At 55.1% G+C, this 21,168-nt stretch carries 19 protein-coding genes; 10 read left to right on the top strand and 9 right to left on the bottom strand.

What is annotated here, in order from left to right:
* Positions 1–11: 11 nt before the first annotated feature.
* Positions 12–1,298: a hypothetical protein gene (locus tag VHE34_RS14635; protein ID WP_325589162.1), complete on the bottom strand. Its 1,287-nt coding sequence runs from the start codon at positions 1,296–1,298 to the stop codon at positions 12–14.
* 220 nt (positions 1,299–1,518) lie between these two features.
* The gene (locus VHE34_RS14630; protein ID WP_325589160.1) at positions 1,519–1,947 is read right to left on the bottom strand and encodes an Hsp20/alpha crystallin family protein; all 429 of its coding nucleotides are present in this window, start codon (positions 1,945–1,947) and stop codon (positions 1,519–1,521) included.
* A gap of 319 nt (positions 1,948–2,266) precedes the next feature.
* Between VHE34_RS14630 and VHE34_RS14625 the strand changes: the two genes are divergently transcribed.
* The 7 genes from VHE34_RS14625 to tpiA all read left to right on the top strand — a co-directional run bounded on the left by VHE34_RS14625 (position 2,267) and on the right by tpiA (position 10,133).
* A complete protein-coding gene (locus VHE34_RS14625; protein WP_325589158.1) occupies positions 2,267–2,680 on the top strand; it encodes a BrxA/BrxB family bacilliredoxin in 414 nt (137 codons plus the stop codon).
* A 390-nt stretch (positions 2,681–3,070) separates the two neighbouring features.
* Positions 3,071–4,375, top strand: coding sequence for a prolipoprotein diacylglyceryl transferase (locus VHE34_RS14620; RefSeq protein WP_325589156.1), 1,305 nt, complete (start codon positions 3,071–3,073; stop codon positions 4,373–4,375).
* A 402-nt stretch (positions 4,376–4,777) separates the two neighbouring features.
* The gene (locus VHE34_RS14615; RefSeq protein WP_325589154.1) at positions 4,778–7,243 is read left to right on the top strand and encodes a TonB-dependent receptor; all 2,466 of its coding nucleotides are present in this window, start codon (positions 4,778–4,780) and stop codon (positions 7,241–7,243) included.
* 64 nt (positions 7,244–7,307) lie between these two features.
* Complete coding sequence (locus VHE34_RS14610) at positions 7,308–7,799, top strand: YajQ family cyclic di-GMP-binding protein (RefSeq protein ID WP_325589152.1); 492 nt, start codon at positions 7,308–7,310, stop codon at positions 7,797–7,799.
* 118 nt (positions 7,800–7,917) lie between these two features.
* Complete coding sequence (locus VHE34_RS14605; RefSeq protein WP_325589150.1) at positions 7,918–8,169, top strand: type B 50S ribosomal protein L31; 252 nt, start codon at positions 7,918–7,920, stop codon at positions 8,167–8,169.
* Between the two features lie 144 nt (positions 8,170–8,313).
* Complete coding sequence (locus tag VHE34_RS14600; RefSeq protein ID WP_325589148.1) at positions 8,314–9,375, top strand: putative sugar nucleotidyl transferase; 1,062 nt, start codon at positions 8,314–8,316, stop codon at positions 9,373–9,375.
* On the top strand, positions 9,372–10,133 hold the full coding sequence (tpiA, locus tag VHE34_RS14595) for a triose-phosphate isomerase (RefSeq protein ID WP_325589146.1): 762 nt from the start codon (positions 9,372–9,374) through the stop codon (positions 10,131–10,133). The genes VHE34_RS14600 and tpiA overlap by 4 nt, the downstream gene beginning before the upstream one ends.
* On the opposite strand, the gene VHE34_RS14590 is transcribed toward tpiA, so the two are convergent.
* Positions 10,114–11,169: a methyltransferase domain-containing protein gene (locus tag VHE34_RS14590; RefSeq protein ID WP_325589144.1), complete on the bottom strand. Its 1,056-nt coding sequence runs from the start codon at positions 11,167–11,169 to the stop codon at positions 10,114–10,116. The genes tpiA and VHE34_RS14590 overlap by 20 nt on opposite strands.
* Positions 11,170–11,217: 48 nt before the next feature.
* On the opposite strand from VHE34_RS14590, the gene VHE34_RS14585 reads away from it, so the two are divergent.
* The gene (locus tag VHE34_RS14585) at positions 11,218–12,549 is read left to right on the top strand and encodes a hypothetical protein (RefSeq protein ID WP_325589142.1); all 1,332 of its coding nucleotides are present in this window, start codon (positions 11,218–11,220) and stop codon (positions 12,547–12,549) included.
* Here the strand turns inward: VHE34_RS14585 and VHE34_RS14580 are convergent.
* Complete coding sequence (locus VHE34_RS14580; protein ID WP_325589140.1) at positions 12,526–14,502, bottom strand: hypothetical protein; 1,977 nt, start codon at positions 14,500–14,502, stop codon at positions 12,526–12,528. The two genes, VHE34_RS14585 and VHE34_RS14580, sit on opposite strands and share 24 nt — an antisense overlap.
* Positions 14,503–14,511: 9 nt before the next feature.
* Positions 14,512–15,006 carry a hypothetical protein gene (locus tag VHE34_RS14575; RefSeq protein WP_325589138.1) on the bottom strand — a complete coding sequence of 165 codons (495 nt, stop codon included), beginning with the start codon at positions 15,004–15,006 and terminating at the stop codon, positions 14,512–14,514.
* A gap of 28 nt (positions 15,007–15,034) precedes the next feature.
* Here VHE34_RS14575 and lepA point away from each other — a divergent pair, with 28 nt between their 5' ends.
* Together lepA and VHE34_RS14565 are read left to right on the top strand one after the other, a co-directional pair.
* Positions 15,035–16,822, top strand: a complete 1,788-nt coding sequence (gene lepA, locus VHE34_RS14570; protein WP_325589136.1) for a translation elongation factor 4 — start codon at positions 15,035–15,037, stop codon at positions 16,820–16,822.
* A 13-nt stretch (positions 16,823–16,835) separates the two neighbouring features.
* Positions 16,836–17,480 carry a PH domain-containing protein gene (locus VHE34_RS14565; protein WP_325589134.1) on the top strand — a complete coding sequence of 215 codons (645 nt, stop codon included), beginning with the start codon at positions 16,836–16,838 and terminating at the stop codon, positions 17,478–17,480.
* Positions 17,481–17,493: 13 nt separating this feature from the next.
* Here VHE34_RS14565 and VHE34_RS14560 read toward each other — a convergent pair whose 3' ends face one another.
* From VHE34_RS14560 to VHE34_RS14545, 4 genes are read right to left on the bottom strand one after another with little or no spacing between them, the layout of a single operon-like run.
* Complete coding sequence (locus VHE34_RS14560; RefSeq protein ID WP_325589132.1) at positions 17,494–18,480, bottom strand: hypothetical protein; 987 nt, start codon at positions 18,478–18,480, stop codon at positions 17,494–17,496.
* A 41-nt stretch (positions 18,481–18,521) separates the two neighbouring features.
* Positions 18,522–19,079: an HAD-IIIA family hydrolase gene (locus tag VHE34_RS14555; RefSeq protein WP_325589130.1), complete on the bottom strand. Its 558-nt coding sequence runs from the start codon at positions 19,077–19,079 to the stop codon at positions 18,522–18,524.
* A complete protein-coding gene (locus tag VHE34_RS14550) occupies positions 19,076–20,218 on the bottom strand; it encodes a glycosyltransferase (RefSeq protein ID WP_325589128.1) in 1,143 nt (380 codons plus the stop codon). The genes VHE34_RS14555 and VHE34_RS14550 overlap by 4 nt, the downstream gene beginning before the upstream one ends.
* Positions 20,215–21,168 carry a glycosyltransferase family 2 protein gene (locus tag VHE34_RS14545; protein WP_325589126.1) on the bottom strand — a complete coding sequence of 318 codons (954 nt, stop codon included), beginning with the start codon at positions 21,166–21,168 and terminating at the stop codon, positions 20,215–20,217. The genes VHE34_RS14550 and VHE34_RS14545 overlap by 4 nt, the downstream gene beginning before the upstream one ends.

The raw sequence follows: 21,168 nt of genomic DNA, 5'->3' as shown, positions 1-21,168 counted from the left end.
CCTATGATCGGTTATTTGGAAGGCACCCGTCTCATCCGGTATTTCTTATTGACTTTTGGGTTGTCGAAGTAGGCGTTCAGCTGCTCTTCGGTCATTCCGCTGGTGTCTTCCAGCGGCACGTCGATCAGCTGGACCTGGGTCTGCTTGAGCTCCGTCTTGAGATTATTGATCTTTTTGGTGATATCGGGGTCTTTATCGCCCAGCAGCGCGTTGTCGTGCATGGTATAGTCCAGCCGTTTGATGCTGCTGCGGACCAGGCTCGCCTGGTTCTGCTCGGCCGTCTGGGGCGGGGCGACCGTTTCCTTCACGGGCACCATGGCCACGCCGACGCTGGGCAGGATGGCGCCGGTGGTCGGATTCCCCGAACTGGTTGCAATGGTTCCCCCGAGCGCGGTGGTGGCCGTCGTCATATCGAAGCCCGTTCGGGTATGGTTGGTGTGCTTGACCCGTTTATCCAACTGGAAGAAAGCGTATTTCAGCTGGAGGATGTAGGTCCGCATGGTCTTGACCGTATTATTATACTGTTCCACCATATAAGGGTAGTTCAGCGCATCCTTTACATAGATCTTGATGACGGCCGTGTCCCGCATGAACACCTTGTTGGTCCCGACAAAATAGAGGTTGACCAGCCTTTGTTTGCCCGAATCCCCTTCCTTGACGAAATCGTAGGGCGGGCTCCAGGTGAAATTGTCGTTGCAGCCCTTGATCAGGGAGTTGGTCTTGATCGGGGTGCTCGAGTAGAAGTTGATGTTTTCGATCGGGTAAGTCCCCGTCTCGCATTGCACCCGGAAGCTGATGGTGTCGCCCTCATCGACGTATAGCACGCTGCTGACGGTCGGTTTTACATGGGAAGGAATGATCTCGGTGGTGAAAAAGCTGACCACAAAGCTGGTGTCGATCTTATCCTTCGGGTCGTTCAGGTTCTGGACGCCGATGGTGACATGATATTCGAAATCGTATTTTAACCTTCCTGAGAGAAAGTAGGATTTGTCTGCCCGGAAGGTGAGCAGGCCGTTCTCCTTCACCTTGAGGCCCACCGGTGCGTTCCGAAGAAAGAAATAATACCTGCTGGGATCCCGGTTGATCTCGAACTGGTAGGAGAGGGTGGAGTCGACATGTACGTTGAAGTACGGGTTCATGTTCTTGATCCGCAGGACAGAGTCGTCATACCGCCTGCTGGTGTCGGATAGCTGCAGCGGGATGCGAAACCCGGGATTCTGAGCAAGACCTTTCAAACCAACCAAGAGCCCAACCGAGAAGAATAGCCAAAGCCTTAATACGAGCGCAGGTTTCATCATATTCTTGGAGAAAATGGTTTTTTTGCGAGCCGCTTCCTGCGACTTTAGGGCTCGAAATTAAAACTTATCGTCTAAATACGGGCAAAAAACGAGCTCCCGGCCCCGGATTTATGCAAGAAAAAGGCCTTCGGGCCTCAAATTAAAAGGCCCGGCCCATAAGGGCCAGGCCGCTTTTATTCAACCAAAACCAACCAATTGCTTATGAAACGCTAAAACCTGCTTATTGAACAGAAATCTGTTTGGCGCTTTCCTTAACCTGTTCCTTCTTGGGAAGGAGGAGCTTCAGGACGCCATTTTCGTACTTGGCCTGGATGCCGTTGGCATCGACCCGCTCGTCGAGGTTGAAGCTGCGCTTAAAGCTCTTGAAGGAAAATTCTTTGCGGATGGTCTTGTATTCTTCGGTCGTCTTTTCTTCCTTCTTTTCGAAAGCGACGGTCAGCTGACCATTGTCGACAGAGAGCTTGAAGTCTTCCTTGTTGCGACCGGGGGCGCTCAGCTCCAGGTGGTAGGCGTCAGCCGTTTCGTGGATGTTCACCGGGGGAAAGTAGCTTTCTTCGCGGCTGTAGCCGGCAGGGAAACCCTGGAAGAATTCATCTACAAAGCTCGAAAGGCTCTTGTGTCCGTTGTTGTTTACTTTTACGAGTGTCATAGTTAGTCCGTATTTGAGTTTTTTTTATTTGGTTTTGGCGCCTTCGGCTTCAATCAACATTAGCCTCGGCGCCGAATCGGCTAATGATGGGCCTTGCGGCCAACGGACCCGCGGTCCGTTTTGTTTGATTTACTCCCGGTATGTTTCAAACCGCATACCATCCCGTCAAAAGCCGGTTTTTAGCGAAGTTTTGACCGATTGGCGGCCAACGGCAGTGACAGAATAGCACGCTAATGGCAACGCCGATGACATTTTTGCATTGAACTTTTTACTTACTTTTGTGTTTTCTAAGTATTCAATCATCAATAACAAGACTACAATGTATCCAAGGGAAATAGTAGAACCCATGAAGGAGGAACTCACCGATAACGGGTTCCAGGAATTGCTCGACTCCAATGAAGTCGACACGCAGCTGGCCAAGACCGGTACGACCCTGGTGGTGGTCAATTCCGTTTGCGGCTGCGCCGCCGGAATGGCCCGGCCGGGTGTGCTGATGGCCGTCGCCAACAGCGCCAAGAAGCCCGATTATCTCACGACCAGCTTCGCCGGCTTCGACGTCGATGCTGTCAACAAGATCCGGGAGCACCTGTTGCCTTACCCGCCATCCTCGCCGGCGATCGCCCTGTTCAAGGACGGAAAGCTGGTGCATATGATCGAGCGGCATCAGATCGAAGGCCGTCCCGCTCAGTTGATCGCGCACAACCTGATCGCGGCTTTTGAAGAGTATTGCTGATCTTAGTTTCCCCCGGCAACGACCTCTTGCCGGACATAATGAAAAGCCTCGCCTACTTTTTCCGACAGGCGAGGCTTTTATAGTAATAACAGGCCCGTCCGCTTCTTCGGACGGGCCTTTTTATTTTTGGCCCTGGGTCCAGGTTGTCAATGTGGATAGCGACAAAAATCCTCCTTTATTTACCGGCGAAATTCACATCTGTGGATAATCAACGTAATGTAGAAAGGGCGGGAATTTTGCGGGAAAAGTGTTCCCCGTGGAACATTGATGTGGAACGGCAATCAACAAGTCTTAGTATGTGTGGATAAACTATTTTTGGAAAAAATTCGATGATCCCTTATAACTTGCTTAGGCTGCGGCAATTCGGCAATAAAAACCTATGTTTGCGCTATGTATCCCAACCTTTATTTTGCAATTAAGGATCTGTTCGGAATTTCGCTACCTGTTCTACGGTTTATCAATAGCTTCGGCTTCTTTGTCGCCCTTTCCTTTATCGCCGCCGCCGTTACGCTCACAAAGGAGCTGATGCGCAAAGAGCGGGAAGGGTTGTTGCATTATCGCGAGCAGTTGGTGTTGATCGGCAAGCCGGCCACGCCCTCTGAACTGAGCCTTAATTTCTTGTTGGGATTCATCCTTGGTTTCAAGCTTGTCGGGCTCTTTACGGCCGACAGCGCGCTTACGGCCAATGTGCAGGAATACCTATTGTCCCTGCAGGGCAGCTTGCCGGCGGGAATTGTCGGCGGCGCGCTGCTGGCCGGCCTTAAATTTTATGAAAAGAACAAGCAGAAGCTCCCTCAGCCGCAGGAAAAGAAGGTGCGGATCTGGCCGCACGACCGGGTGGGGGACCTGACCATTTACGCCTTTATATTCGGGTTTGCCGGGGCCAAGATCTTCAATAGCCTGGAAACCTGGGATGATTTTGTCCGTGATCCGATGGGTTCACTGTTCTCCTTCAGTGGTTTAACCTTCTATGGCGGCCTGATCTGCGCTGCCCTCGCAATCTGGTATTATGCCCGTAAGAATGGGATCGGGTTCTGGCATCTCAACGATGCCGCTGCGCCGGGGCTCATGCTGGCGTATTCGGTGGGCCGTATCGGCTGCCAGGTCTCGGGCGACGGTGACTGGGGCATCCTGAATAGCGCGTATATCACTTCCGCTTCGGGAAAACCTGTTTTGACCGATCATGTGGACCTGATGAAGACCCTTCAACAGAACAGCGCCATGTATGTTTCCCAGTTCGGCAGCCTCGACAAAGTACCCCATCTGACCGTGAAGGCGCCATCCTTTCTACCCGATTGGCTCTTTGCCTATTCCTATCCCCATAATGTGATAGGAGAGGGGGTACGCATTGCCGACTGTAATGGTCAGTATTGCAGCCAGCTGCCGATACCGGTGTTTCCTACCCCGATCTACGAAACGCTTGTCTGCGGGATCCTTTTCTTTATTCTGTGGAGTCTTCGCAAGCGGCTCCGCGTTCCGGGTACTCTGTTTGGTATCTATTTGATCCTCAATGGTATCGAGCGTTTTCTCATCGAACATATCCGAGTCAATTCCACTTATAATATCTTCGGTTTCCATCCCACCCAGGCCGAGCTGATCTCTTTTGGCCTTGTGATTACGGGGGCGCTGATCTATTTCAATCTCAAGCGTCGGGGGACGCCGCCGGCGGCCGCCACGGGCACCCAGGTGGAATGACAACCTGCAATAGGCGGGCTGCCGGCGCCGAGCGGAATGTCCCGGTGTGGCTGGGCCGAGGTCGGCGCAGCCAGATGACCCGGCCGCCTTTCGTCCGGAAATTCATCCCCTTATCATGAATCCTCAGCAACGCGTAACCTCCGCATATCATCCCGCGTCCTACTTGCGCGATTGTCCATATGTCACTAAAAACGGCACCTGCGTCAAGTAAAATTCCCGATCCCCAGGCCCGCCGGTAGTTTTGCTCTCGTCCAACAGGAACCATCCCAATCATCACGGAAAGGAACAAGCCATCACCGGAATCGGCCTTTCACACATAAAGCAATATACTATGTTATGCAAAGTACCAATCTTTGTATTGTAATAACTAAAAAATAGTACTTAATATACAATGCTTCGTTTATGAGAAACACTACGGTCCTTTTAGCGACCTTCGTCCTCTTCTGTTCGCTGCCGTCCATGGCTCAGATGACCGGAAAACTCGCCGGCACCGCCCGCGATGCAAAAGGGCAACCCATTGAATCAGCCACCATTACACTTTTGAACGCCGCCGATTCGGCCAAACTAAGATCAACGGCCACCAACAAGACCGGCCAGTTCAGATTCGACCATGTCCCTGCCGGTAAATACCTGGTCATGGCCACCTCGGTCGGATTCAATACCCTTTATTCTCCCTCCATCACCCTGACCAAAGAGGGGGCCACCCGTAACCTGCCCCCGTTGGTGCTGACCTCGGCCACCACGAGCCTCAAAGAATTCGCGGTCGTCGCCCGCCGTCCCTTCCTGGAACAGAAGGCGGATCGCATGGTCGTCAATGTCGACGCCTCACCCTCCAACGCCGGCTCCACCGCCATGGATGTGTTGGAGAAATCACCGGGCGTGACGCTCGACAAGGACGATAACATCAGCCTGAAAGGAAAACAGGGGGTGACGATCATGATCGATAACAAGCCTACCTATCTCTCCGCCACCCAGCTGGCCAGCTACCTGCGCAGCCTGCCCGCTTCGGCCATCGACCAGATCGAACTGATGACGAATCCCTCTGCGAAATACGACGCCGCCGGCAACTCGGGGATCATCAATATCAAGACCAAGAAGAACAAATTGAAAGGGTTCAACGGGAACCTCAACCTGACGCATACCCAGGGGGTATACCCGAAACCCAGCGGCAGTCTCAACCTCAACTACCGCGACGGCAAGGCCAACTTTTTCCTGAACGCGGGTTACGCTCATTGGGAAGGGTTCCAGCATTTGTCGATCAACCGCAAGTATCTCGATGAAGGCACCAAGTTCGTCAACTCCATCTTCTCGCAGGAGACCGAGATGCATTTTACCAACCCTTCGATGAACCTAAAGCTCGGCATGGACTACTACCTGACGGACAAAACAACGATCGGCTTTGTCGTCAGCGGTTTCCAAAACAAGGAGAACAATGTCAGCTCCAGCAACATCAGCCTGCTGGACCCAAAATATGTACTGGATTCCGTCGTCTACTCGCCCAGCACCAACAAAACGACCTGGAAGAACGGTAGCGTCAACCTCAACTTCCGCCATAACTTCGATTCGGCCGGAAGGGAATTGACCGCCGACCTGGACTATGTCCGATATAGCTCCGGCAGCGATCAGTATTTCGATAACATCACCTACGCCTCTGACATGAGCAAGCTGGGTGAGACGATCCTCACCGGTAACCTTCCCAGCACGATCAATATCTACACGCTGAAGACCGACTACACCCGGCCGTTGGCAAAGGGCTATAAGCTGGAGACCGGCATCAAGCTCAGCTATGTCAACACGGACAACAACGCCAATTACTTTAACCTGTTGAACAATACCCCTGAAGTGGATACCACGAAGACGAACCACTTCCTTTACAAAGAGAACATAAACGCTGCCTATGTCAATGTGACGAAGTCAATCAAAAAATGGAGCCTGCAGCTGGGCCTCCGCGCGGAGAATACCAACTACTCTGGGCATCAGCTGGGCAACGCCCTCTCGGTGATAAACCGCGACAGCTCGTTCTCGCGCAGCTATGTCAACCTGTTCCCGACCGCCTATATCAGCTATAATGCCAACGAGAACAATATGTTCACCGTCAACTACGGCCGTCGTATCGACCGGCCTGCCTACCAGGATCTGAACCCCTTCCTGTTCTTCCTCGATCAGTATACCTACCAGGCCGGTAACCCGTATCTCCGGCCGCAGTATACCAACAATGTCGAGCTGACCCATACCTGGCGGCATTTCCTGAACACGACGCTTAACTACAGCTATACGACGGATTTCTTCTCCGAGACTTTCCAGCAATCGGGCCAGGCGACCATCGTCCGCAACGGGAATATCGGCAGCCGGCAGAGCGCGGGGATCGCGGTCAGCGCCCAGGTAAAGGTCGCGAAGTGGTGGACGTCGATACTTTACAGTAATTTGAATTATAATAAGTTCAGCGGTTTACTATATGGTGAAAATATCAATGTCGATGCTACGACACTCCTCTTGAATGTGAACAACCAGTTCAACTTGCCGCACGGCTGGTCGGGTGAGGTCTCGGGGTTCTACCGGACGAAGGGTGTGGAAGGCCAGGTGATCATCGATCCCCTGGGACAGGCGTCGGCAGCCATCTCCAAGAAGATCCTCAAGGATAAAGCCTCCCTGAAGCTCGCCGTCCGGGACCTCTTCTATTCCAACAAGGTCCATGGCTACATCAATTTCCAGCAGACCGAAGCCAGCTTCCGGAATCTGCGGGACAGCCGGCAGGTCGCGATGACCTTCAGCTGGAATTTCGGGAAACCGTTCAAGGGGACGGGTGGAAGAAGGCAGAGTGGCGCGGGTGATGAAGAAAGCCGCGTTAAAACCGGCGGGAACAACTAAAATGGATATAAAAAAAAGGGCCGTCTATTTTTCGGGGTGGACGGCCCCTTTTTTATATTTGTATATGCCATCCTTTGATATCGTTAGCAAAGTAGACCCGCAGGTACTGGACAATGCGGTCAACGTCACCAAAAAGGAGATCACCAACCGGTTTGACTTCAAAGACTCCCCCGTCAAGATCGACCTCAACAAGAAGGATATGATCATCGATCTGGAGGCCGAAAGCGATATGAAGCTCAAACAGATCGTGGACGTCCTCATCAGCCGAAGCATGAAGCAGGGCCTCGATCCGCTGGCCTTCGACATGAGCAAGGAGCCTTATCCAAGCGGCAAGGTGACCCGCCAGCAGGTGCCTGTCCGGAATGGGCTGAAACAGGAGGACGCCAAGAAGGTCACCAAGCTGGTCAAGGACTCGGGGCTGAAGGTGCAGACCCAGATCATGGATGATATGATCCGGGTGACGGGCAAGAAAATAGATGATTTGCAGGCGGTTATCAAGCTTTGCAGCGGCGCTGACCTGGGCATCGCACTCCAATACATCAATATGCGGAGCTAGAATTTATTTGGACCACCCGGGGATATTGCGTACCTTCGCCATCCCAAAAATGGACCCCGGTCCAAATATTTAAAAAACTGTACGGCCAAATCCGTACAACCTTTAAACAGAACAGATTATGAAAAAAGGTCTCCACCCGGCAGCATACCGGCCCGTCGTCTTCAAGGACATGAGTAATGGCGAAACCTTCCTGAGCAAATCCACCGCTCAGTCAAGGGAAACGATCAAATGGGAAGACGGCAACGAATATCCCCTGATCAAATTGGAAATCTCGAATACTTCCCATCCTTTCTTTACCGGGAAGAACGTACTGGTCGATACTGCAGGTCGTATCGACAAGTTCAAGAAGCGTTACGAGAAGAAGAAATAATTGGTGTTCAAACCAGACTGATCCCTTCCTATGGAGGGGATTTTTTTTGTAGGCCACCGGAGGGGCCCGTCCGAAGGACAGACATTGGATCGGTAGCTGAATGTCCTATTTTTCCTGAAGGGCATTTTCAGCTACCTTCGACGTATGCAATATCTCGCGCTGGAAGACGTCTCCTGCACACATGATCTTCTTCCCTTCACCGCGACCCGCCCGGTCCTCGATATCCGGATGGGCATCCTGACCTTTCGCGAAAAATGGGAACAGCTGGTTGGTCCCAACAACATCGTGGTCGCGCAGGACGCGGTTACCCCCGCATTGCCTGCCAATATCCTGCCCACCCGCGCCCTGGCGGCCCGGGTAAGGGAAGAGATGCAACGCGGGCCGCTGAACCAGTCGTCCATCGACCGCATCATCACGCACGGCCGGTTGATCCGCTATCCCTGGCATATCTTTCAGCACAATGCCGAAGCCCTGCTCGACGATTTCGAACTACTCACGGCAGGGCGTCATTCGTTGCCCATCCCGCCGACGGTCGCCGTTACAAACCCCGGGAATATCTTCATCGATGAAGGCGCGAGGCTTTCGCATTGCGTGCTGAATGCGTCCACCGGGCCGATCTATATCGGGCGGAACGTCGAGATCATGGAAGGCAGCCTGATCCGTGGACCTTTTGCCGCTTGTGAAGGCTCCGTTGTCAAAATGGGCGCGAAGATCTATGGCGCGACGACCCTCGGTCCGCAGACCACTGCCGGGGGCGAGATCAAGAACGTCGTCTTTTTCGGTTACTCCGGCAAGGGGCATGACGGTTATTTAGGGGATGCCGTCATCGGCGAATGGTGTAATCTCGGCGCCGGCGCCAGCGCTTCGAATCTAAAGAACAACTGCGGTGACGTCAAGGTCTGGCATCCCGCTTCCCGGAGCTGGCTCAACGCCGGATTGAAATGCGGGCTGCTGATGGGAGATTACTCCCGCGCGGCCATCAATACCTCTTTTGACACGGGCACCGTCACCGGCGTCTGCTGTAATATCTTCGGCACGGGCACGCCGCCCAAATTCGTCCCTGATTTTACATGGGGACTCGACGGTTCGGTCCTCTACAACTGGGACAAGGCCTTACGCGATATCGCCGCCTGGAAGAAACTGAAAAATCAATCCCTCACCGAAGGACAAATACTGACATTAAAACATATTTTTGGGCAATTATGAGACAACAAATCGCAGCAGCCAACTGGAAGATGAATCTGACCTACCAGCAGGGAGAACAACTATTGGATGGTATCCTCAATGCCAACATCCAACTTGCCGCTCACCAATCGGCCGTCTTTGCCGTACCCTTCCCATACCTGGTCATGGCCACGCAAAAGCTGTCCGGTCGCAACAACTATTTCGCCTCCGCGCAAAACTGTTCCGATCAAAAGTCGGGAGCCTATACCGGGGAAGTGGCGGCCGAAATGCTGAAGTCGATCAATATCCGGTATTGCGTATTGGGGCATAGTGAAAGAAGGGAATATTTCTTCGAGGGGAACCAGTCGTTGGCCAAAAAGGTGGAGCTCTGCCTGGCCAACGATATTACCCCTATCTTCTGCTGTGGCGAGACGCTCAGCATCCGGGAAGTGGGCGCCCAGGAAGGATTTGTGGAGACCCAGCTGATGGAGTCGCTGTTTCATTTCACCGAAGAAGATGTTCGTAAGGTCGTCATTGCTTATGAACCCATCTGGGCGATCGGCACCGGCAAAACGGCAAGCGTCGAGCAGGCCCAGGAGATGCACGCGCATATCCGCGGACTGTTCGCAAAAAAATACAATCAGGCGACGGCGCAGCATATCCCGATCCTTTATGGCGGGAGCGTGAAGGCTGCGAACGCCGGGGAACTCTTCCATTCACCCGATGTCGACGGCGGACTGGTCGGCGGGGCTTCGCTCAATGCTACGGAATTCACCTCCATCATCCGCGCGCTGAAATAGCACGGGCGCCTTTGCGACCGGTAAAATTGAAACCAAAGACATCGGTTGTGGTCACCTGCAGCTGCCGATACCCGCACCGGGTGAACCAATCCCTTACTTCTTCGGGCCGGTGTTCGTAGCGGAATTCCGGGCTGAACCAGTCCATCAGGGCGATCATGATCTCGCGCCTGTTGCGGGGCTTCCCTTTCACCCAGTGAATGACATGACTTACGGGGAATGCCGTGTACAGCAGCAAGCGGTAGGTAGTTCGCGCGGGCCAGCAACTGGTGAATTTCCGCAGGAAATTAAACCACTGGTGCAGCCAGTCTTTCCGGGGGTGATAAAGCCAAACGCTGTAGATGCCGCCTTCACGGACGCAGGGCTCCAGCCGGCAAAAGGACAGTTCGGTGTCGGGGGTATGATGGAGGACGCCGCTGCATTGGAGGATATCGCAGGTCTCTTCCGCGACCGGCGGAAATTGCACATCGCCTTGTATGAACCAGACGTCGCGATGATCATTGACGGAATAGGCCCGGTCGATACTGCCGCTGAGATCCATGGCGATCACCCGGGCACCAGCACGGGCTATAGCCGTATCGAGCTGCCCGTTGCCGCAACCTGCGTCGAAGACCAGCTTTCCGGCAAGACCCGCTTCGGTCTCACCGGTCTCTTCGAGGAACCGGCGCAGCAGCTGGTCCGAAGGAACTTCCCAGGTACGGTCCTTTGCATAATCGTGCAGACTCCATTCCAACGCAAAACTTTCTTTTGTCTTCCGGTTCTTCCTTTGTGTGTCTTCCAGCAACCCGGGATATTTCTCATCCAGCAGTCGCTTTCTCACATCGTAATCCGGAAGATGAGCGCGAAGGAGACCGGCATGTTCCAGGAAGGCTTCCACCAGCAACCGGGGAATGCCGCCGGTGACGGGATAACACCAGTCCTCCGCGGCAAAGAGCAAACCGGTCAGCACTTCGCCATCCGGCCCGGCCTTGATAACCTTCAGGCGCAACGGACTCTTCGTGACGGGGCAGCACAGGTAGGAAAGCAGGCGTTTGTCCATGTGTCGGCAAAAATAGTTTTTTCCGGGAAAAGCCCTACTTTTAGGGCTATGGACGGTTTGACTTCAGCCGACCGGCAACGCATCCTGCGCGGAACCTTTCATTCTTTTTTCATCCAGGGCCTGTCCATGTTGCTGGTATTTGGCTCGAACGCCTGGCTGGTTCGATCCTCCGATCCCCGCTCATACGGCCTGTATGTCCATGTGTTCAATTGGGTAAGCATCCTCAGCGTTTTTGTCATGGCAGGCCGCGACGATCTGACACTTGCCCTCCTTCCACGGTATCTTGGCGCGGGTCGAACCGATCTCGCCAGCCGGCTCGTCCGGCGGTGCAATCGCTGGCTGCTGCTGGCGGCAGTTGTCGTAAGCGGCGGCTTTCTGGCCGTCATTACGCTGGCCCCCATTCCGGCGTTGAGCGAATACCGCCCACTTTTTTTGCTCTCTTCGGCGGCGGTGTATTTTACGGCCTGTCTTGGCGTCAACCAGATGATCCTTCAGGCGATGAACCATATCCGGTTGAGCCAGTTAGTGGAGAAGATCGTTAAACCTGCGCTGTTGATCGCCGGCACGACGGCCTTTCGCGCGCTGTCTGTTTCTTTGGACCCACGAGGGCTTATTATCCTGTCCACCATCGTACTTGCCGGCTCAGCCATACTGCTCTTTATTCTCCTCGAAATGCGGCTCCGGCGCCTGGCTCCGCCGCGGCCCGCAGCCTATCCGCCAACGGAAGGGCTCTCCCGAAAAGCGGCATATTTTTTCGGCATCAGCCTTCTCAATCTCCTCAGCATCCGCATCGTCATGCTCATGCTGCCTTATTTCACTTCCACCGGAGGCTCCGAAGCAGTCGGCGTCTTCAACATCTGCGGTCGTTTTGCCGATCTGCTGATCCTGCCCTTCTGGCTTATGCATACCGTTCTTCCCCAGCTTTTTGCCCGACACACGGATGCGGAAAGAAGCTATACCCGGGAACTCTTTCACCAGAGCAATAAGCTCATGGCGCTGCTTTGCGTTCCTTTGATGGCCGGCATCGTCGTCACGGGTAAATTCCTGCTCTCGCTGTTTGGCGCCGGGTTTACCATGGGATATCCCGCCTTGATTTACATGAGCCTGGCTCAGGCGCTCTTCTCCTTCTTCGGACCTGCCAATACGATCCTGATGACCCAGGACCGGGAAAAGCAGGCGGCCTTCTGCCTGCTTGCCTATGTGGCCGTGCTGGCTTTTGCCTGCCGGCTGTTGATCCCCTATGGCGGGGTGACGGGCGGTGCGCTGGCGATGCTTGCCGGCAGTTGCTTTTACAATATTCTCCTGGCCCTGGTCCTCTGGCGGACGACCCGCATTGCGAACCCCTTTTTCAGCTGGTTAGCGGGTAATGGTAAGCGTTGAATCGTCAAGCCGGGTCAGCCGGCGAAAATCCGCGTCGTAGTTTTCACGGCGCAAGGCAAGAAAGGCGTGGTCGATCGACGTCGACAGCGCTTGTCGCCAGGTAGGTTCATCGAGAACCTTCCGCAGCATCTCACCGGCTTTTTCCAACGAAGAGTAAGGGATCAAGGCTGCCGAATAGGGTAGGGGCAGCATCAGCCAATCGGGCGCCAGCACAGGGGTATGACCCAACTGCAGGTCAGCGGTGAGCCCGCTGGCGATGGTCCGGCCATAGACTTCGGGTGGCCTGTCATCACTTGTTTTTTGGGGTTGCAACGGCGCCCAGATCAGGTCGGCCGTGGCATACCGCCGCTCATACTCGTCCTCGGGAACGTAGCCGTCAAAGACCGTCAACCGGAAACGACCGGATTCAAACTGACGCAGCTGTGCCACAATGTCTTTGCCGTAATCCGATCCGCTGTTGCCGAGCAGGACGAGCTCGATTGTGCGCAACGGGGCCTGGGTTAAAAATTGCCTGAAAAATGCGATCACCGCGGGATAATCGCGCCGGTGCGGGTCGACGCTCCCCGGAATGACGATGATAAAAGCAGCTCCCTCCGGGCGCTGCGCAACATTCCCCCGATAGAACCGAGACGGTATCGCCACCGCTACCGCATCACTCATCCGTCGACGCAACTGCTCTGCCATGCCAGGCAGAAAGAACAAATAGTGGCCTATCCGCCGGTGCAGCATCCATTTCGCAAGGGATTCCGTGACGGCCTTCACTCCGGCGGCGGACCAGGTAAAGTAATCGTTGACAGCATGAACGGTCATGGATACCTGCCGGTCGGGGGAAAGGAACAGGTACAAGGCGAAGAGCAACCAGTTGCTGTCAAGGGTGCTCAAATGCAAATGAGTATAGCCGCGATCCTTCCGCAGGAACCGGAACAGCCGGACGATGAAGACACGGTTGCCCACACCCTCTTCCTGCACTACAAACAAGACCCCGGGCCACCGCCGTTGCGGATCCATGTCGCCGGAAAGATTGTCGAAGGAAAGCCGCCGGAGGAATACCGCCGTCTTCTCAAAATGCACTCCGCAGAGATCCAGCAGGCCCGGCAGATTCTCATGATGGGTCGTTTCATAGATTACGATACCGCCGGCTCTCCGGGGACGAACGTCCAGATACAGCGTGACGCAACCGATCAGCAGGGTCCAATAGGGAATGCGCATCAGCCACATATCGGCCGCAACAAAAAGTACGGCGGCGGCGATCAGCAGCCTGTCCCACCTGCGGGTGAAGAATCCGGCCACAAAGAGCAGCTCCAGCGCAACGGCTCCGGCATACAACCCCCAGCTAAGAACAGGATGACCGATCAGGAACCTTGTCACTCCGCACCAGAATGAATCGCAGGGACCGGTCAGCAGGTCCGCCTGATGCATCAGCAGAATGTGGCTCATCTGCGGAATATAGAAGACACTCCCTCGCGCCAGCTTCCAGATGGCCGCAGAGGCAAAGACATAGCAAAAGTAATATCGGCAAAACCGAAGAACGGCGTAGAACCGCTCCGGCCGGTTGGTCCAGAAAGCGACCGAAAGGAAGAGATAGAGCATGAACGGTTCGTGATCGGCCTGCCAAAAAAGATTGATCAAAAGCAAATAAACACTGAGAACGCCACTGAACACCACACCCAGCACGGGATTGCAGCAGCCTTTCAGGCGGATGTAGACCAGGTTGAGAACCGGGAGCAGAACGATCAGCCCATCCGCCACCAACGCCGCCCAGGAATGAACCATGATGAAGGCGGGTATCCCCGTGCTGATCAACCCGATCTCGGTCAGATCCCGGTTATACGTCAGGAAAACCGGGTGCAATTGGGAAAGCAGCCGTTGATCCAGGAAAAAAAAGAACAGGACGGCGTAATACAACAAACAATAGACGTATAGGAGGAAATTTCTATCGCGGGTGAAGTTCATGAAGGACGGCTAGAGGTTGATATAGGTTTCTTTCCGTAGCAGCTGAAAGTCATCGCCATGCGGGTCGTACCAGCACCTGTCCACCCGAAGGGAGTCGACCGGATAACCCAGCAGACGGCTGAGATGTTGCCGGTACCATCGGGGGAACAGCCGGCCGATATCCGAAGAATTGGTAAGATCCGGCTCCGCCCAACGGTAAAGGCCGCCACAGCCGGTCTGCTCCAGGTATTCTTTCAGCTTCTTGCGATCGAAGGCAAAATCATGCGTGTTTTCCAACTGGTCGAAGGCAATGAGGGGACCGGTGATCATGTCCCAGCGGTAAATGCGGTAGTCGGTCTGTACCAAAGGCTTGCCATTCACCGTGACCCGGTAGACGGCCAGGCTGTCCGGCAGCAGGGCCGGCGCGGAGAACATGCCATAGTGTACGAAAGGAAAAATGGTTACTGAATGGGCCAGATCGACGACGATCTGCAGGACGATAAACGCTATGAATATACCCTTCATTGGCCTAAAATACGTAGATTTGCAGCGAATGAAAAATATACGAAATTTTTGCATAATTGCCCATATCGACCACGGAAAGAGTACCCTGGCAGACCGCCTGCTGGAAATGACCAACACCATTTCCCAGCGCGACATGCAAGCCCAGGTCCTGGACGATATGGACCTGGAGCGGGAGAAGGGGATCACGATAAAAAGCCATGCCATTCAGATCAACTATACGCATCAGAATGAGAAGTTTATTCTCAACCTGATCGACACGCCGGGCCATGTCGACTTCAGCTATGAGGTGTCCCGCGCCCTGGCTGCCTGCGAAGGCGCCCTGCTGCTCGTGGATGCCACCCAGGGCATCCAGGCGCAGACCATTTCCAACCTCTATCTGGCGATCGGGAACGACCTGGAGATCATCCCTGTTATCAACAAAATTGATATGGATGGGGCCATGGTCGACGAGGTAAAGGACCAGATCATCGAGCTGATCGGCTGCAAACCCGAGGATATCCTGCTGGCCAGCGCCCGCACCGGTCTGGGGGTTCCCGAGATCCTCGAGGCGATCGTCAAACGCATCCCGCCGCCCGAAGGCAACCCGGAGGCTCCCCTGCAGGCGCTGATCTTCGACAGCGTCTTCAACTCCTTCCGCGGGATCATCGTATACTACCGCATTCTCAATGGCAGCATAAAGAAGGGCGATATCGTTCAATTCGTCTCCACCGGCCAATCCTACGAGGCCGATGAGGTCGGCATCCTCAAACTGACCCTGGATCCCAAGGCGGAGGTGAAGACGGGTGACGTGGGTTATATCATCACCGGGATCAAGAACGCAAAAGAGGTCAAGGTGGGTGACACCATCACACTGGCGAGTAACCCCCATCCCGAAATGGTCCAGGGTTTCGAAGAGGTGAAGCCGATGGTCTTCGCGGGCATCTTCCCCGTCAACACCGACGACTTCGAAGAATTGCGCGATTGTATGGACAAGCTGCAGCTCAACGATGCGTCGCTGACCTACGAGCTGGAGACCTCCCAGGCCCTTGGCTTTGGTTTCCGTTGCGGGTTCCTCGGGATGCTGCACATGGAGATCATCCAGGAGCGGCTCGAACGCGAGTTCAACCAGACGGTGATCACCACCGTACCGAACGTTAGCTTCGTCGCCTATACGAATAAAGACGAAGAGATCATCGTGAATAACCCGGCCGAAATGCCCGATCCGACGAGGATCGACCGCATCGAGGAACCGTATATCCGGGCGCAGATAATTACCAAGCCCGAGTACATCGGCAATATCATGACCCTTTGCCTCGGCAAACGGGGCATCCTGCTCAACCAGTCCTACCTGACGACCACGCGGGTGGAACTGGTCTTTGAAATGCCGCTCACCGAGATCGTGTTCGACTTCTATGACAAGCTCAAGAGTCAGACCCGCGGCTATGCTTCCTTCGACTATCATCCCATCGATCGTCGCGAAAGCGATATCGCAAAAATGGATATTCTTCTCAACGGGGACAAGGTGGACGCGCTCAGCGCCCTGATCCACCGCAGCCGGGCCAATGACTTCGGGCGCAAGCTTTGCGAGAAGCTGAAAGAGCTCCTGCCGCGGCAGCAATTCCAGATCGCCATCCAGGCGGCCATCGGCGCCAAGGTCATCGCCCGGGAAACCATCAGCGCCCTCCGCAAGGACGTAACGGCCAAATGTTATGGCGGGGATATCAGCCGGAAACGGAAGCTGCTGGAGAAACAGAAGGAAGGGAAGAAGCGCATGCGGCAGATCGGTAATGTGGAAGTGCCACAGGAGGCCTTCCTGGCTGTTTTGAAGCTTGATTAAATCGAAATCGGATATGCGCACCCCCCTTCAGAAAGGCGAAAAGGTACTCCTGGTCACTTACAGCAGCTGGACCACTCTCATCGCCCCCGTCCTGATCGCCCTGCTGGGGCTAGCGGCCGCCGTTCTCATTGTCATCAAAGCCGGAACGGCCTGGGGTTGGCTTGCCGCCGTCCTTGGCATCGGCTACTGGTTCATCCGCTACTATAGCTGGAAATTGAATATCTGGGTGGTGACGAACTTCCGCGTCATCGACGAATCGGGCCTTCTTAGCCACTATGCCAAGGAAAGCCCCCTGGATAAGATCAACAACGTCTCTTACGACCAGTCGGTCTGGGGCCGCCTCTTCAACTTCGGCCATGTCGAGATCCAGACGGCTGCCGAGGTGGGCGCCACGGATTATTTCAACGTCCAGCATCCCAAACGCCTCAAGGATACTATTACCGCCGCTCAGGCCGAACACCAGACCTGGCAATACGGCAACCAGGCTGCGCAGATGGCTGCCGCGCTGGATGCACGTACCGGCTCGGGCCCCGTGCCGAAGGCCGCCAATGCGCCACAAGTGGCGGCTGAGTTGGAAAAGCTATTTGAATTGAAAATGAAAGGCGCGATCACCGAGGAAGAGTACCTGCGTGCCAAGGAACGGCTGCTGAATCACTGAGGCGCCTCCGATCCTAGTTCCCGGGCTTCTTTTTCTTTTGGACATTCTTCTCGGACTGCTGCTGCAGCTGGAGCTCGTTGACCTTGCCCTGGTCGTCCAGCAGCTTTGCCTCCTGCGGGAACTGCCCGTCCTTCAGCTTGAAATTGAACAGCGACCGCTGCACATGCATCCACTTGCCGTCTTTCCATTGAAAGGCCTCGAAATCCCCGTCGGGGACATAGGTGTCCTTCTTCTTCGGCTGGTCTCCCTCGGGGACCAGGTGATCGTACACGACCATGTCCAGCTCGGGATCATAGTTGAAGCGGGTGCCTGCTTCTTTCTTATATTCGATATTGAAGCGGTACTGCGTCGGTTTACGCACCGAGTCCTCCATAAAGGAAAAGAAGGGACCGCCAAATTTCGGCTCTCCATCGGGACCAAAGGTCAGCACTTCCATCCATTTCTTGTTGCTCGACTGGCTGAAATCATCGAATCCCAGCAGGGTATAGTAGTTGCGCCCCTGCCAGCTCTTCTCGATGATCCTGTAGTAAATGGCGCCGATCCAATTCCTGCGCGTACGCACCGAATCCATCGGCCGGTCGGTGAACATGGACGCGTCGAAAAGCGGGTATAGTTTCAACGATCCATCCGGTGTCCGCATCTGGATTGCGCCCTCCTGCAGGTACATGTAGTCGTCTTTCTTGAATTGCCAGGTAAAGATGCGAAAGCTGCTGTCGGGGGCATAGAGCCGCGAGATGGTTTGTAACGAATCGAAGGGATAATAGAACGAGTTCGGCTGCCGCAGACTTCTCACGAGGCTCCGGACGAACAGGCTGTCGGCGCGAAACCGGTCCGTGGCCAGCGAGTCGTTGACGATCCGAAAGGAATATCCCTTCAGGGTGTCTTCCCGCTTTGCAAATTCTTCCGCCGCTTCGCGGCTGATCTGCGCCCGGGCTTGGTCCGCAAGCCCGACGAGACCCATCATCGCGCAAAAGGTAATACAAAGCCGTTTGATGTTCATAGTGTTGTAAAGTTACGAAACGGCAAGGTCGGGCTAAAATTTTATGCCAATCGCAAATGTTTTGCAAAATCGGGCAGGCTCTCAAAGGCCATATCGATGGCCGGGTGGGGCAGGGGTTGTTCGGGATTCGTTGTACGTACGAACGCGGTGTACATCCCCGCGTTACGGCCGAACTCCATATCGCTGAGGTTGTTGCCGACCATTACGCTCCGCGACAGGTCGACGCCCGGCAGCTCGCGCTGCGCTGCAAGCGCCATCCCGGGCTGCGGCTTGCGCAACGGATGGGCGTTGTCCAGCGAATCGGCATAATAGATCCGGGAGATGCGGCCGCCCGCCAGCTCGATCGCCGCGACCATCTTGTCGTGGATGTCCTGCAGATCAGCCGCCGTCATCATTCCCTTGCCTACGCCCCGCTGGTTGGTGACCACTACGATATGCCCGAAGGCCGCTGCACAGCGTTGCAGGGCCTCATGAACGCCCTGCAGGAAGACGAACTCGCCGTAGTGAAGGATATAGCTGCCTTCCTTCTCCACGTTGATGACGCCGTCCCTGTCGAGGAAAAGGGTCCAGGAAGGATCGATATGTTCGAATGGGATCATCGGCTGAGGTCCAATAGGGTTTCCACCAGCCGGATCCAGGAATATTTTTCCTTCTCCGACCGGAGGGCGGGGAGAAAATAGCTTTCTCCCAGCACAAAAAAACGCAGGATGGCATCGGCCATCGACGTGGGATCGGGCACCGCGACAAGGCCTACCTTCTCATGCGGCACCAGCGCCGGCAGTCCCCCCACGTTGGATACGATCATCGGCCGTTCGAAATGGTAGGCGAGGGGAGTGACCCCGCTTTGGGTAGCATTGCGATACGGCTGGATCACGGCGTCGGCCGCGCAGAGATAGTTCCGCACTTCGCTGTCGGGGATAAAATCGGTTTGCAGCAGCAGCCGGTCTGCGATGCCCAACCGTTGGATCTGCTCGCGGTAGGGGGTGGCGTCCTCGTAGAACTCGCCCGCCACCAACAGTTTGATGCCCAGCTCGCCGATGCGTTTGTCCGCCATGGCATCGAGCAGGATGTCCAGCCCCTTATAGCGGCGGATAAACCCGAAGAAAAGCAGTACGCGGTCATGATCGCCGATAGCCACGCCCTTATCGCGCAGTGCCTGCCGGGCAACAGTCTGGGGGATGGGCGCCCCGAAATTATCGTAGAGAGGATGCGCGACCTGGACAGCAGGTTTCACCGGTTGGAAGCCCCGCAGGTCCTTCATCACCTTTTCACTCATCGTCACAAAGGCGTCGCAGGAATTCAAAAAATACCGGGCGAAAGGCCGGTCGCCCGGCCGTTTCTCATGTGGAATGACGTTGTCGGTGATGGCGATGACCTTTGTATGCTTGTTCTTCCGCACCTGCCGCAGGATGGTCCCCAGGGCCGGCCCCATGAGGGGGAGCCAGAAGCGGACGACGATGATGTCCGGGCGAAGCCGCCGCAGTTCCCGGCCCACCGAGAGCCAGTTTAGCGGATTCATCGAATTGATCCGCGTATGGATATCGAGTCCCTCCGGGGGTGGATCGGTACTGTATTGCGTGGCGCCGGGAAAAAGGAAGTCCGGGTATTGCAGCGAAAAAGAATAGATCGGGCATTCATATCCCATCGCCAGGAACTCGCGGGCCAGCCGCTGGTCAAAGGTGGCCAGGCCGCCCCGCAGCGGATATGCCGGGCCCATGATGACTACGGTACCCCTCATGATGGATCGAGACCCAGTTTTTGTTCGATGAGATAGTGATTACGACCGGGAGAGTTGCGTGAGATCAGCTCGGCGACAAAACCGGTCAGGAAGAGCTGGGTCCCGAGGATCATACAGGTCAGGGCGATGAAAAAAGAAGGCCGGTTCGTCAAGGAGAATATCTCCGGGTGGGTCAGTTTCTGGATCACCAGCGAGATCCATTCGCCAAAGCCGATCAGCCCGCAGATGACCCCGATGGGGCCGAAGAAATGCATCGGCCGTTTGCCATATTTGCCGACAAAAGTGATCGACGCCAGGTCCAGCAGGCCCTTCAGCCCCCGGCCCAGTCCCCCGAACTTGGTATGGCCGTATTTCCGGGCGCGGTGTTCGACGACCTTCTCGCCGATCTTTCTAAATCCCGACCATTTGGCGATGACGGGGATATACCGGTGCATCTCGCCATACACCTCGATGCTCTTGACGACCTTATTGCGATAGGCTTTCAGCCCGCAGTTGAAATCATGCAGCTTGATCTTGCTGACCTTGGACGTGGTCCAGTTGAAGAATTTGGAGGGCAGGGTCTTGGAAATGGGGTCGTGGCGGACTTTTTTCCAACCGCTGACCATATCGTACCGGTCCTCGAGGATCAAGCGCCGCAGCTCGGGGATCTCATCGGGGCTGTCCTGCATATCGGCGTCCATGGTGATCACGACGGCGCCGCTGGCCGCCTTGAAACCTTCGTTGAGGGCGGCGGACTTGCCATAGTTGCGCTGGAATTTGATCCCTTTGATATGCGGGTTGGAGGCCCGCAGCTTTTGGATGACTTCCCAGCTGTGATCGGTACTGCCGTCGTCGACGAGGATCACCTCATAGGAATACCCGTTCTCGTTCATGACCCGCTCGATCCAGCAGCACAGTTCGGGCAGGGATTCATCTTCATTATAGACCGGTATGACGATTGATAGCTCCAT

It is taken from the genome of Puia sp. (genome assembly GCF_035546395.1).
Taxonomy (GTDB): domain Bacteria; phylum Bacteroidota; class Bacteroidia; order Chitinophagales; family Chitinophagaceae; genus Puia.
This window is presented reverse-complemented; position numbering and strand designations above follow the sequence as displayed.